Origin of the sequence: Achromobacter sp. UMC46 (assembly GCF_014170335.1) — a bacterium.
Taxonomy (GTDB): Bacteria; Pseudomonadota; Gammaproteobacteria; order Burkholderiales; family Burkholderiaceae_B; genus Achromobacter.
The window spans coordinates 1-12,907 of the sequence record NZ_LZZS01000031.1 but is presented as its reverse complement, the minus strand read 5'-3'; the positions used below and the strand labels follow the sequence as shown (position 1 = coordinate 12,907).

The following is a 12,907-nucleotide window of genomic DNA, read 5'->3' as shown; positions in this document are numbered from 1 at the left end:
GACAGCAACGCCGCCAGCAACGCTACCAGCCGGGTACCTATCCGCCCATCGCCTGGCAGAACGCCTGCGCGTCGCCGTCGACGATCACGCCCGACGGCAGATAGCCTTCCCGCTGCCGGGTCGCGCGCAATTGCTGCGCCAGCGCCGCGTCGCCGCCCACCGCGTAGACGAAGACGCGCACCGATTCCGCCGCCGCGTCGCGCAATAGCTGCGGGTTCGCGGCCAGCGTCATCGCGTCCACATGCACGCCCACCGGCGCGCCCACGGTCCTGGCCAGATTGCCCAGCCATTGCCGCGTGAGCTTGGGCGCCGTGGCGCGTTGCGACACGTATTTGCCCAGGGGGTTGGCGCTGACCGCTTCGGCGTTCCTGGGATCAAAGACGATCAGCCCCAGATAGCCTTGCCGGTCGGTGCCGCGCACGCAGCGCAATGCCTCGGGGAAGGCCGACGTGATCATCCAATTGCCGTGCGGCAATGACTGCTTCATGCCGGCGACAAGCTTGCCGACCGGGGCGCAGTCGCGGTAGACGACCTTCAATTCGGCATTGAACGTCTTGGCGGGCTGCGCGGCCGCCACTTTCAAGGCGTCGTCCAGGAACGGCGGCGACGACCCGCCGCCCGGCCCCGCAAGTTTGGCGCCGCGCCAATCGGCGCTGCTCAACTGCAGCACCGCCTTGCGCCCCACCCCGCTCACCGTCCTGCCCGTGAGCATGTCGTGGTGCAGCACCCAGCGGCCGTCCTGCAAACGCTGCATGTCGATCTCGACGCCATCCCAGCCGCCCGCGTACGCGGCACGGATCGACGCCAGCGAATTCTCGGGCAGCGCGGGCGCCCCGCGATGCGCATGCACCTGCATGCCCAGGCAGGCGGCGCTGGCGCCCGAGCCGGGCAACGCGACGGCCAGCGCCAGCGCGATCAGGCGTTTAGTCCGCATCGCCGTGGTACCCGTACTTGATGCCGCCCAGCAAGCGCGTGCGCACCGCCTCGTTGAAAGGATAGGTGTAGGCCTGCCCCACCACCACCACGTGCGCCACGTTGGCCAGCACGCGGCGGCGCAGCGCCTGCCCGGCCGATTCGTCGTCGCGCCCGGATTCCACGCGCGACATCTGCTGGAACAGGTCGCTCTTCGTGACGCCGTTCTGCATGAAAGAGAATGCCGTCCACACACATGCAAGCGTCAACACCAGCGCCAGGCCTGCGGCGCGCGTCGCGGTGCGGCCCGGCTCCTGCCCGGCGGGCGTGCGCAGCCATACGACCAGCTTGGCGATCAAATACAGCAGCTTGGCGAAGTGGCCCACCGCGCCCAGCAAGGAAAACAGCAGCGCCACCGGCGGCACGATCGCCGCCCGGGCTGCGTCCTGACCCAGCGTGTAGTGCTGGCCGCCCCGCCCGAAGTCTTCGCTTCTGGCCGAGAAGCGCGGCATGGCCTCGTCCACGGCGCGGTCCAGCATGCCGTCGTACAGCCGCTTGAAGCTGGCCGCGTCGGTGTAGTTGGACGCCACGCTCATGCTGGCCGGCACCATCAGCGTCTGCCGCAGCAGCTTCTGCACGCCGGGGCGCGCCACGAAGTCCTCGTAAGACAGGCCCGGCGGAATCGCATCGCCCTCTACATGGACGGTGCGGCTGCGCATCGTCTTCCAGTACTGCTGCGCGACCGCCTGGTTGAACGTAGCCCGGTCATGGGGCTGCCAATCGCCGGGCACGGGAATGCGCTTGCGCACGTCCTGCACCACGCGGCCCTGATAGCGCGCGGGCACGTTCTCGGGCGTCCAGCCCCGGCGCGACAGGTTCCTGCGGTAGTCGCTCCAGGCGCGGTCCTGCTCGCGCGCCAGACCGATGTCATTGCCCACCGGCACACCCGCATACTGCTTCCAGCGCTCGGCGACGGACTGCATCACGCTGGTGTAGACCTGGTGGTAGCCGCGGATGCCGGGCGCCGTCATGCGGACCTCGCGTCCGTCGAACGTGAAGGTCTTCATCTGCCGCTGCAGATCGGTGCGGATCACCTGGCGCTTCTTGGGTTCGACCTTCTCGTCCAGGTTGTCGATATTGGACAGCAGCACCTGGAACACGGCCAGGAACGCCTTGCCCTCGGGCCGCGCATAGACGTCGTCGTCGACCAGCCCGTCCAGATGCAGGTCGCCCTGCACCAGCGACCGCTGCAACAAGCCGGCATTGGCCGCGATGCGGCGGAAATCGCCGTCGCGCGTATCCACCAGCACGTTCACCAGCATCTTGATCGCGGTGAACACCACCAGCGCCGTCACCCCGCAGGCAATGCCGATCTTCAGGTAAGACGGCTTCCCCCCCGTGCGCAGGCGCCGGGTCAGCAACAATTGCAGCACCACCAGCGCGGCGGCGATGCCGGACAGCGTGCGGCCGAAGAACTCCAGTTCTTCGATGTCGTGCGGCGTGGCGCGGCTGCCCACCACGTCCAGCAGGCGCGCGTTAAATCCCAGCTCGAAGCTCAGATAGACGACCGTCAGGACGATCAGGAAAAGCAGTTGGCGAATTTGGGCCTGGCGCACGTCAATCCCTCAGATCAAGACGGGTCGAGGTGATTTCCTCGTCGGGCAGGTCCAGCTTGGCCGGCACCCGCGATGCGCCGCCCGCGCGTGGTGCGGTGCTGGCGGCCGGCGCTGGTCCGTCGCCGCCCGGCACGCGCTGCGGCGGCGGCGGGATGACGCGGCCCGCGCTTTGGCTTTGTCCAGCCGGGTTGTCGGCCGGCGGGGTCCTGGCGGGTGCGTCCGGCGCGGCGGGCCGGGCAGGCGTTGCCGATTTGCCGGATTTGCCCGGCTTGCCCGCTTTCGCGGCAGGCGCCGCGGGCGGCGGGAAGACGCCGTGCAGACGCAGCGATTCCAAGTACCCCGGCGGATACAGCGACTCGTCGGCAAAGGGATTGGCGCGCGGATTCAGGCCCGCCACCGTCTTGACGTCGCCCCGCCGCATGCGGCCGTCCTGCGTGTAGACGAAACGCTCGATGCGGGATCCCTTCGGAAAATCGAAGGTCATCGCGCTGCGGTCGTCCTGCACCAGCACGGCCGGCCGGTCGCGGCAATTGCCCAGGTCCCACGACAGCACGTCGGACCCTTCGATCGCCAGCACGGTATAGCGGTAGTCGCAGTTGCGGCGCTGCGTCTCGATGACGACCACAGTGCGCGGACCCACGTTCTCGGTGCGCGCGATGCGGGCCGAATCCACGTTGTTCAAGGGCACCACGCGTTGATTGCCCGAAAGCTTGACCGAGAAGTTCTTGCCCTCGCGGCGCAGCGTGCCCAGCCCCCCGTCCTGCAGCGGGAACTGGCCGATCTCGGTGCCGAACAAGGCGGCGGTATCGACGCCGTAGACCAGGCCGCCGCGGGAATTGGTCTTGACCGCGCACGCGCTCAACCCTCCCATCAACAGCAGCATGGCCGCAAGGCGAAGGATCAGCGAACGGGATAAGAGCGGGTGCATCGACATCATCGTGGTGGCGGGAAACCGGGCGGCAGCTAGGCGCGGTTTCTGTCAAAGCCGTGCAATGTATCTCAAAGTTACAACGCAGGGCCAGGCTTGTTTCAATTCCGCGTAGCCAGCGCAGGGATCAATCGGCGGCGGCTTGCTTGCGCGCCAGCGCGTCCTTCACCAGTTCGCCCGCGCTATGGCGGATGACCGACACGCAACGCGACACGATGGCGCGCAGCAGCGCTTCGGCAGGCAGCGTGTCGGGCGCGGCCACAAAGCTTTCCAGCGACGCCGACACGCGTCCCGCCTTCGCGCCCCGGTCCTGCTGCAGGCTCAGTTTGACGGCCTTGCAGCGGTTGTTCACGGCGTTGATGACTTCCAGCAGCTGCGCGCGGGTCAGGCCCAGTTCGTCGGCGTCCACGAAGCTCGGGTAGACCAGGCGCAGGAACTCCGGGTCCGTTTCGCTCAGGCTGAAGAACATGGTGCCCAGGTCGGGATACCGGAACAGCACGTCGCCGTCTTCGTCAATACGGGCGACCAGCCCCAGTTCTTCCTGGACCACGGTCTGGTACAGGGCGGTCAGCGGGGTGGGGTTGGACATGATTGGATTCTCCGGTCGGATGGATGGCGGCGGGAAAATCCGCGCCCTTGCCCCCTGCTACGCGGCGGGCGGGAAAAGGTTCGAAAAATTTCTGCAAAAAATAAATCGAACCTTTCCGGCTGCCGCGCATAGCTACGGATACAGGCATCCCCGCCTCACCTATAAGGAAAGACCATGCAAGGCAAAGCGGTACGCGACGTATTGACCCAGGCCAAGACCCACGGCGCACGTTGGGCCGCCATTGCCGCCCGACGCGTCAACCGCGGCGATGCCGTGGGCGCGCTGCTGTTCCTGCTGGCCACCACGGTGTTCTCGGTGATCACCGTGCGCATGATGGGTTCGACCGGCAGCCTCAGCTTTTACGACCTGCTGCGCTTGCAGAACAGCGGCGACATTCAAAGCACCAAGAGCCAGGGCGCAGGCCTCTACGGGTTGCTGTGGCTGCTGGCCGTGATCGGCCCGCTGCTGCCGTCCCTGTTGCCCCGGCGCGCGGCCCGCCTGGGCTACTTCCTGCCGCTGGCCCTGTGGGGCATCGCGCTTGCCGGCGTCGTGTCGCAGGTGCGCGAACTCATGGATGCCACGCGCCAATTCGCCGGTTTCATGGGCAATTCGCGCGCCAGCCGCAACATGGCCGGCGACATGGCCTCATCGTTGTGGAACAGCCTGAGCTTCGGTTTCGGCTTCTACCTGTCGTTGGCGATCGTCGTGGCCTTCGCGGTCCGCGGCATCGCCGTACTGCGGCGGCGCGCTTGATTTTCCGCCTTTGCACGGCTAAGGTGCCGCAGCCCTCACCCCGGAGGGCTGCGGCATATCCCGCCGATGGGCTGACGTTCCGCGTCCAGTTCGACCCCAAGAACCTGAACCATGAACACGCTCGACCCCAAGCGCTACGTCATCAACAACGTCGACGCGCTGCTCCGCATCATGCATGCCGACCCGCGCTATGCGCTGGAGTTCCGCAACAAGGCCGAACAGCACATCACGCTGAAGCTGCGCAAGAAATTCTTCAACACCTCGCCGGAAGGCGTGGTGGACGCCTTCAATAACGCGCTCATGAAATTCCTGCAGACGCGCACGTTCAAGGACGAGGGCTTCCAGCACGGCCAACCGGCCGGCGGATGGGCCGCGCACGAACTCGCGGTCAGCAAGCTGGGCGGCTATCTGTACCGGGGCTCGCTGCACGAGCTGATCCAGATGCACCGTCGGACGCGGCACGAAGTGAGATGGACCGGTCCCGAAGGCGACCAGGGACCAGACGGCAACCTCTTCGACCCCGCCGAAGATGTGGGCGACCCCTCGCCATTCGCCGACCCCGCGCACGCCTATGAGCACCTGTCGCTCGTCAAGCGCATGCGCGATTGCTTGAACAAGCTTAGCGACACCCTGCGCGCCACGATGTTCCTGTATCTGGACGAGGTCCCCATGGATCAGATCGCCAAGCAACAGGACCTGCACGTGCCCACCGTCAAGAGCCGCCTGCACGCCGCGCGCAAGCTCGTGACCGAATGCACCCGCAAAGGGATGGACTGATCATGGTTGAAGACCGAGTACTGTCCTACCTGTCGGGCGAGCTCGACGACGATGCCCGCCGCGCCTTCGAAACCGATATGGCGCGCGACCCCGCGCTGCGGGCCGAGGTCGAAGCATGGCGCAATCTGGCCCAGGCGCGCCAACTGGCCCACAACGACATCGGCCAGGCCGACCGCGATTCCGCGTTCCTGCGCGCACTGGCCGAACGCCCGCAACCCGCGCCGCCCCCGCCATCGCGCGCACGCCGGCTGTGGCAGTGGCTGTGGCCCACGCCCGCCAGCCCGTTGATGCCGCTGGGCTGGGCGCTGGCGCTGATGCTGTCCGTCATGGTCGCGCAGCAAGCGCCCTTTGACGCCCAGCCTGATGCGCCCGTGTCGGACGGCGTGCTGACGCGCGGCGGCGGCTCCTGCCCCCGCCTGGTGGTGGACCTGCCCGACACCCTGACCGCCAGGCAGCTGCGCAACACCTTGTCCCAATATGCCGTGTCCATCGTCGACGGCCCCGACGCGGACGGGCGCTACGTGCTGAGCGCCGCGCGCGAGTCCTCGCTGCGCGACGCCGCCGCGGCGCTGGGCGTCCTGTCCGCCGCCCCCGGCCCCGCCGGCGCCTGCCCCCGGCCTTGAGGTCACACGCATGAAGAAGATCCCGACGCCCGCAGCAACGCCCCTGACGCGCCGGCGGCTGCTCGCCGCGCTGCTGGGCGCCGGCATCTTGCCGGCGCATGCCGTCGCGCTTGCCAACCCCGCCGCCGCCCCCGCGCCGGTTCCCGCCAAGCACCGGCATGCGCTCGTCATCGGCAACGCGCGCTACGCCGTGCCCGCCAACGCGCTGGTCAATCCGGTCAACGACGCCCGCCTGATCGCGGAGACGCTGCGCAAGCGCGGCATCGACGTCACCCTGTTGACGGATCTGACCACTGCGCAAATGGAAGCGGCCGTCGACGAGTTCGCCACCCGGGCCAGCGGCGCGGATCTGGCGCTGGTGTACTTCGCCGGCCATGCGGTGGCCGTGGACGACGTGAACTACCTGTTCGGCGTGGACTTGCCGTTGCCGGTGGGCGAAGTCCGCATCCGCACCGCACAGCAAAGCTCGCTGAGCCTGAAGCGCGTGTCGCAGGCGTTGCGCCGCGCGAATGTGCGTGCGCGGCTGATGGTGCTGGACGCCTGCCGCACCAACCTGACCCGCGGCGCGCCCGCAGCCGGCCTCGTCCACGCCGTGCCCGCCGGCGGCGAGCTCATCGCCTTTTCCACGCAGCCCGGGGCCACGGCCGAAGACGGCTTCGGCAGCGAAGGGCCGCGCCACAGCCCTTACGCGTACTACTTTGCGCAAGGGCTGGACACGCTGCCCGCCTCGGCCCCGGTCGAGAACTTCTTCAAGCAACTGACGGGCGATGTGCAAGTCGCCACCGCCTACCGGCAGATTCCGCACTACGCCAGCAGCCTGGTCGGCACCGTCACGCTCACGACGCTGGCCGACGGCCAGACGCCGGCCACGCCGGGCGGCAAGCCCGGACAAGCGGGCCGCGGCCCATCGCCTGCGCTGGGCCGCGACCTGATCAAGGCGCGCATGAGCGCGTGGGAATACGAGATCGAACGCGGCGCGCAATATCTGGACGAACCCCGGCTGGCGTCGCTGCAGGCCCGCGCCAAGGCCGGCGACGTGGTCGCCATGACCACGCTGGGCCTGATCGCCGAAAACGGCGAGCACGTGCAGCAGGACTACAAGACGGCGGCCCGCTGGTATCAGCGCGCCGCCGATCAGGGGTTCGCCCCCGCGCAAACCTACCTGGGCGAGCTGACCGGCATGGGACGGGGCGTGCCCAAGAACTACAACGTGGCCGAGCGCCTGTTCCGCGACGCCGCGGACGCCGGCCACCGCCGCGCCGCGCTGGACCTGCTGGACTTGCGCGTGCGCATGGGCGAACCGCTGGATCCGCGCGAATGGGCCGCCACGCTGCAGGACGCCGTCCGCCATCCGCCGGGCATGCCAGTGCCGGGCATGCCGCCGGTGCAGGGCCTGCCGGACATCCTGCGGGCCCTGGGCGCCCGCCCGCCAGGGCAGCCCTGACCTCGTCCCCGGACGCCGCTTCGGCTAGGATGTAGGCATCGCCCAGCCGAAGGAAACCGCCATGCCCTCTATCAAGCATCTGGCCAGCGCGGCCGTCATCGCCCTGTCGCTGCCGTGGGCCGCGCACGCCGAAACCGTCACCTTGCAGGCGGCAAGCGCCACCCCAGGCGCCGACCCGGCGACGGGCGCCCGCGTCGTGGATGTGGCCTTGAAACCCGACAGCCAAAAGGCCCTGGCCGACTTCACGCGCAACCGCGTGGGCAAGCGCATTCAACTGCGTTCCAACGGCGTGCTGCTGACCTCCGCCACGCTGCAAAGCCCGCTGGAAGGCGACAGCTTCCGCATCACCGCCGGCGAACACGGTTTTGCGGGCAAGTCCGCCGAAGAGATCGCCCAAGGCATCATGAAAGACGGCGGGCTGACGGTAGACGACGAGAACACCGCGAAGTAGCGCTACGCCAGGCAGGCTCAGCCCGTGATGTCGAACAGGCCCGCCGCGCCCATGCCGCCGCCCACGCACATCGTCACCACCGCATAGCGCACCCCGCGCCGGCGCGCTTCGGCGGCTTCCATGACCACGCAGGCGGACGCGCCATCCGACAACTGCGACGAATTGCCCGCGGTAATGTGCTGCCCGGCCATTGATCCCGATCATTCAGCCCATTGTCATGAACCTTTCATTTCGGACTTCTAGCATTGCTCGTCCCCCAAGACGCAGCCCCCACGCCAGGAATCCCAATGAGCAAATCCATTTCCGACAAGACCGTCCGCAACCCCGGCCAGAACACGCCCTTCAGCGAAATCCTCGAAAAGAGCCTGTCGCGCCGCACGATGATGCGCGGCGGTCTTGCGGCCGCCTTCGCCACGATGACGAGCCTGGGCCTGGCCGGCTGTAATAGCAGCGATGACGATGACGACGCCGTGGACGGCGGTCCGAACCCGAATCCGAACCCCGAAGTCCCCGGCACCGAACCGCCGGCCCCGGTCAAGCTGGGTTTCGAGTCCCTGCCCACCTCGATGACCGACGGTTGCGTGGTCCCCAACGGCTACGTCGCTCATGTGTTCGCGCCCTGGGGCACGCCGCTGAACGACAACGCCATGCCGTGGGACCGGAACGGCAACAACACGTCCAACGACCTGCTCAACTCGATGGGCATGCATCACGACGGCATGCACTTCTTCCCCGTCGAAGGCAGCTCCACCGAAGGCCTGCTGGCCGTCAACCACGAATACATCGACGAGCGCGCCCTGCATCCGAACGGCCCCACCAGCGTGGCCGGCAAGCGCCCCGCCGAAGAAGTGCGCAAGGAAATCAACGCCCACGGCGTGGCCATCGTCCACGTGCGCCGTGAGAACGGCCGCTGGAACATCGTCAACAATTCGCGCTACAACCGCCGTTTCACGTCGGCCACGGCCATGAAACTGGCCGGCCCCGTCGGCGGCACGGACTGGGTCAAAACCCCGTTCTCGCCCAACGGCACGCAAGTGCGCGGCACCAACAACAACTGCGGCAACGGGTTCACGCCCTGGGGCACCTACATCACCGCTGAAGAGAACTGGGCCGCCTGCTTCGTGAACACCGGCACGCGCCCCGCGCACCAGCGCCGCGTCGGCGTATCCGCCGGCCCCGTCGGCCGCTACCAGTGGGAAACCGCCGCTGGCGACGCCTCGGAAGTGCTCGGCGAATTCGCGCGTTTCAACGTCACGGAAACGGGCGCCAGCGCCACGCAGGACTGGCGCAATGAGGTCAATGGTTTCGGCTACCTGGTCGAGATCGATCCCTATGACCCCACCAGCATCGCCACCAAGCGCACGGCGATGGGCCGCTTCGCCCACGAAGGCTGCGCCTACGGCAAGCCTGAAGCCGGCAAGCCCCTGGCCTTCTACAGCGGCGACGATTCGCGCTTCGAATACATCTACCGCTTCGTGTCCGAAGCGGTGTGGGACCCGAAGGACGCCGAACGCACCGACCGCCTGGCCGTCGGCGCCAAGTACCTGGACCGCGGCACGCTGTACGTCGCCCGCTTCAACGCGGACGGCACGGGCGAATGGCTGGCGCTGACCGGCACCACCACCGGCACGGGCGGCCGCACGCTGGCCGATGAATTCGGCAGCCTGGACGCGATCCTCATCAACACGCGCGGCGCCGCCGACTTCGTGGGCGCGACCCCCATGGACCGCCCCGAGTGGACGGCCACGCACCCCACCAACGGCGACATCTACCTGACGTTGACCAACAACAGCGCCCGCAACGCCGGCACCGGCACCAACCCGCCGAACCCCCGCCTGAACAACGTCAACGGCCACATCATCCGCTGGCATGACGAGGCCGGCTCGGCCAAGTTCGAGTGGGACATCTTCGTCTTCGGTTCGGACGCCGGCGCCGACGCCGACACCAACCGCTCGGGCCTGACCGCGCTGAACCAGCTGGCCAGCCCCGACGGCCTGGGCTTCGACGCCCGCGGCATCCTGTGGATCCAGACCGACAACGGCATCGACGGCGGCCGCAACAACAACGTGGCCCGCGCCACCAACGACCAGATGCTGGCCGTGATCCCCGGATCGCTGGCCGACAGCACCGGCACGGGCCCGGCCATCAACGCATCCAACCAGGCCGACCTGCGCCGTTTCTTCGTCGGCCCCAACGAAGCCGAAATCACCGGCTTCGCCGTCACGCCGGACTACACCAGCATCTTCCTGAACATCCAGCACCCGGTGAACTGGCCGTCCTACGGCACGGACGACGCCACGGTCGCCTCCCCGGGCACAGTGCGCCCGCGCTCGTCGACGGTCGTGATCCAGCGCGCGGATGGCGGGCCGATCGGGGTTTGATCGGCGCCTGAGACGCTTGAACGAGCGGCAAAGAAATAAGCCACCGAAGGTTGGATCAACGTCCAACTTTCGGGGGTTAGTTCAAAAGGTGGCTTATTTGTCTCTGGTCACATGCGTTCGCCCGGCAACTGGCTCGCCTGCCTGACCCAATCGCTGAACTGCGCCTCGTCCAGCACGTCGTCCTCGCGGATATCCAGGTAACGCGTGTCCTGGCTCTTAGACGCGCCCGGCGGCACGGGCTGCAACGACTGGCCGCGGAAGAACGCGACTTTGACGTACTTGGCGAAGCAATGCAGGCTCAGGAACCAGCCCTCGCCTTTCAAGCCGTAAAACGGCGAATTCCATTTGACCGCTTTGTGCACGTTCGGAACGGCTGTCGCGATCAGCGCGTCAAGACGACGGCCCAAGTCCTGCTTCCAGCCCGGCATGGCGTCGATATAGGCTTGCACGGGCGCATCGCCTTCGCCTTTGGGTATTTGCGGATTGCCGCCAGACAGCAGAACGGGTTTTCCGTCCGCCTGCGCGCCAGGCTTGGCGGCGGACGACTTCACGGCCTTTTTCGGCTTGGCGATGGCGGTTGTCTCGTTGGCGGCGAGTTCGCTAGCGGGCTTTTTTCCGACCATGGCGTGGCTCCGTTAAGGGTTGGAAATGGGGTTGGAAGTGGGGTTGGAAGTGGAAAGTAAACCGAGTCTCCCCCGCCGCCAAGCCCCCCAGATACCCGCAATGCCCGAAAGACCTTGGCCGCCACACGTGATCGCGGCCCATGCCCGGTCTCAGGGCTTTGTCCTGGTGACAAACAACACCCGCGAGTTCGCCCGAGTTCCCGGCCTTCGTCTAGAGGATTGGACAGTCTGATCTGCCGGAAAACTTGCGACGCGATCGACACGGCTTCGTTCTGCTGCCGCCCAACCTACCAGCGTAATTCCCGAACGCAAAAAAGCCGGCCCGCTTTCGCGATACCGGCTTTCAGCTAAAAGTGTCGGGAAACACTTTCAAAAATTCGACCACATCAAGTGGTCGGGGCGAGAGGATTCGAACCTCCGACTCCTGCGTCCCGAACGCAGTACTCTACCAGGCTGAGCTACGCCCCGAGTCTTACTTCTTGGAGTATCACTACTCCACCTGCTTGCTCGGCTACGCTCAGTGCAACCAAACATCTTGCTGTCTTTTTCACCATCAACAGCTTTTTCCACCATCAACAGCTTTTTTCACCATCAACAGCGACCGCTATTAGAACCTAAATTCAGTTTTTTTGAAAATCGGGTTTTAAACATCACGTTTTAAACCTTACTTCTCAAAACCCCTGCTTTTCGGTCAGCGATCTCTATTCACCGCGAAAGCGCAGAATTCTAGCAGAGAATTGAGGAAAGGGGAAACGGGGTAGGCGGACAGGGCTTCGCGGGCGCGATCGGCCTCGGCCACAGCAGCCTGGCGGGCATGTTCCAGCGCGTCAGTGGCCTGGATGGCGGCGGCCACGGCGGCGAAGTCGGCGTCGCCCGTCTTGATGGCGTCGCGGATCAGTTGCTGCTGTTCCGGCGTACCCACTTCCATCACGCGGATCAGCGGCAGTGTCGGCTTGCCTTCGCGCAGGTCGTCGCCCACGTTCTTGCCCAGGGCCGCGGCGTCGCCGCTGTAGTCCAGCACGTCGTCCACCAGTTGGAAAGCCGTGCCGACATGGCGGCCGTAGGCGGCCGCGGCGGCTTCCTGCTCGGGCGTCGCGCCCGCCAGCACGGCGCCGACCTGGGCGGCGGCTTCGAACAGCTTGGCGGTCTTGTAGCGCACCACTTGCAGGTAGCGCTCTTGCGAGACGTCCGGGTCGTGCACGTTCAAGAGCTGCAGCACCTCGCCTTCGGCGATCACCGTAGTGGCTTGGGACAGGATGCTCATGATGCGCATCGAGTCGGCCTCGACCATCATCTCGAACGAACGGGAATACAGGTAATCGCCCACCAGCACGCTGGCGGCGTTGCCGAACACGGCATTCGCGGTGTCACGGCCGCGGCGCAGGTCGGACTCGTCCACCACGTCGTCGTGCAGCAAGGTGGCCGTGTGGATGAATTCCACCACGGCGGCCAACAGCTGGTGATGGGTCCCTTCGTACCCCAGGGCGCGCGCCACCATCAGCACCATGGCCGGGCGCATGCGCTTGCCGCCCGCGCCAATGATGTAGTCGCCGATCGTGCGGATCAGCACCACATCGGAATTCAGCCGATCGCGGATAACCGCGTCGACAGCCTTCATATCGTCAACAATGGGGGCAATAAGCGCGGGGAGGTTCAAGACGTATCCGACAAGTGAAACGAGCCTCGTGGGGCTCTTACCGCTGGGCCCGCCAGATGCGGCAGGGGATTCGACCAGCGATTATACGGGGTGTTACGGGGGCAGTCAGGCGCGTCCACCCCCCGCGTCCGCCCCACGTGCGCCCCCTTGCCC

General features: G+C 66.8%; 13 protein-coding genes, 1 tRNA gene and 1 pseudogene. 7 read left to right on the top strand and 8 right to left on the bottom strand.

Annotated features, from left to right (window positions below):
• Nucleotides 1–37 precede the first annotated feature (37 nt).
• The 4 genes from A9973_RS20985 to A9973_RS20970 form a co-directional block, all read right to left on the bottom strand.
• Nucleotides 38–934, bottom strand: coding sequence for a glycerophosphodiester phosphodiesterase (locus A9973_RS20985; protein WP_255469255.1), 897 nt, complete (start codon nt 932–934; stop codon nt 38–40).
• The gene (locus tag A9973_RS20980) at nt 924–2,528 is read right to left on the bottom strand and encodes a hypothetical protein (protein WP_183015614.1); all 1,605 of its coding nucleotides are present in this window, start codon (nt 2,526–2,528) and stop codon (nt 924–926) included. The genes A9973_RS20985 and A9973_RS20980 overlap by 11 nt, the downstream gene beginning before the upstream one ends.
• A 1-nt stretch (nt 2,529) precedes the next feature.
• Nucleotides 2,530–3,456 (bottom strand): hypothetical protein, encoded by a 927-nt coding sequence (locus A9973_RS20975; RefSeq protein ID WP_183015613.1) that lies wholly within the window; start codon nt 3,454–3,456, stop codon nt 2,530–2,532.
• Between the two features lie 127 nt (nt 3,457–3,583).
• A complete protein-coding gene (locus A9973_RS20970; protein WP_183015612.1) occupies nt 3,584–4,045 on the bottom strand; it encodes a hypothetical protein in 462 nt (153 codons plus the stop codon).
• 174 nt (nt 4,046–4,219) lie between these two features.
• On the opposite strand from A9973_RS20970, the gene A9973_RS20965 reads away from it, so the two are divergent.
• The 5 genes from A9973_RS20965 (at nt 4,220) to A9973_RS20945 (ending at nt 8,093) form a co-directional block, all read left to right on the top strand.
• Nucleotides 4,220–4,798: a hypothetical protein gene (locus tag A9973_RS20965; protein WP_183015611.1), complete on the top strand. Its 579-nt coding sequence runs from the start codon at nt 4,220–4,222 to the stop codon at nt 4,796–4,798.
• Nucleotides 4,799–4,909: 111 nt separating this feature from the next.
• Complete coding sequence (locus A9973_RS20960; RefSeq protein ID WP_183015610.1) at nt 4,910–5,575, top strand: RNA polymerase sigma factor; 666 nt, start codon at nt 4,910–4,912, stop codon at nt 5,573–5,575.
• A gap of 2 nt (nt 5,576–5,577) precedes the next feature.
• Nucleotides 5,578–6,198: a hypothetical protein gene (locus tag A9973_RS20955; protein WP_183015609.1), complete on the top strand. Its 621-nt coding sequence runs from the start codon at nt 5,578–5,580 to the stop codon at nt 6,196–6,198.
• 10 nt (nt 6,199–6,208) lie between these two features.
• Complete coding sequence (locus A9973_RS20950) at nt 6,209–7,642, top strand: caspase family protein (protein WP_183015608.1); 1,434 nt, start codon at nt 6,209–6,211, stop codon at nt 7,640–7,642.
• Nucleotides 7,643–7,703: 61 nt separating this feature from the next.
• Entirely contained in the window at nt 7,704–8,093 is a 390-nt protein-coding gene (locus tag A9973_RS20945; protein ID WP_183015607.1) for a hypothetical protein, read from the top strand.
• A gap of 17 nt (nt 8,094–8,110) precedes the next feature.
• On the opposite strand, the gene A9973_RS31250 is transcribed toward A9973_RS20945, so the two are convergent.
• The gene (locus A9973_RS31250) at nt 8,111–8,284 is read right to left on the bottom strand and encodes a hypothetical protein (RefSeq protein ID WP_370539523.1); all 174 of its coding nucleotides are present in this window, start codon (nt 8,282–8,284) and stop codon (nt 8,111–8,113) included.
• Between the two features lie 96 nt (nt 8,285–8,380).
• Between A9973_RS31250 and A9973_RS20935 the strand changes: the two genes are divergently transcribed.
• A complete protein-coding gene (locus tag A9973_RS20935) occupies nt 8,381–10,474 on the top strand; it encodes a PhoX family phosphatase (protein ID WP_183015606.1) in 2,094 nt (697 codons plus the stop codon).
• Between the two features lie 107 nt (nt 10,475–10,581).
• Here the strand turns inward: A9973_RS20935 and A9973_RS20930 are convergent, their stop codons facing one another.
• A complete protein-coding gene (locus A9973_RS20930) occupies nt 10,582–11,097 on the bottom strand; it encodes a DUF1801 domain-containing protein (RefSeq protein WP_183015605.1) in 516 nt (171 codons plus the stop codon).
• Between the two features lie 130 nt (nt 11,098–11,227).
• On the opposite strand from A9973_RS20930, the pseudogene A9973_RS31245 reads away from it, so the two are divergent.
• Nucleotides 11,228–11,329, top strand: a pseudogene (locus tag A9973_RS31245) (VapC toxin family PIN domain ribonuclease); the annotation flags it as partial.
• Between the two features lie 159 nt (nt 11,330–11,488).
• Here the strand turns inward: A9973_RS31245 and A9973_RS20925 are convergent.
• A tRNA-Pro gene (locus tag A9973_RS20925) sits at nt 11,489–11,565 on the bottom strand.
• 223 nt (nt 11,566–11,788) lie between these two features.
• Nucleotides 11,789–12,754 (bottom strand): octaprenyl diphosphate synthase, encoded by a 966-nt coding sequence (gene ispB, locus A9973_RS20920; RefSeq protein WP_183015604.1) that lies wholly within the window; start codon nt 12,752–12,754, stop codon nt 11,789–11,791.
• Between the last annotated feature and the right edge of the window lie 153 nt (nt 12,755–12,907).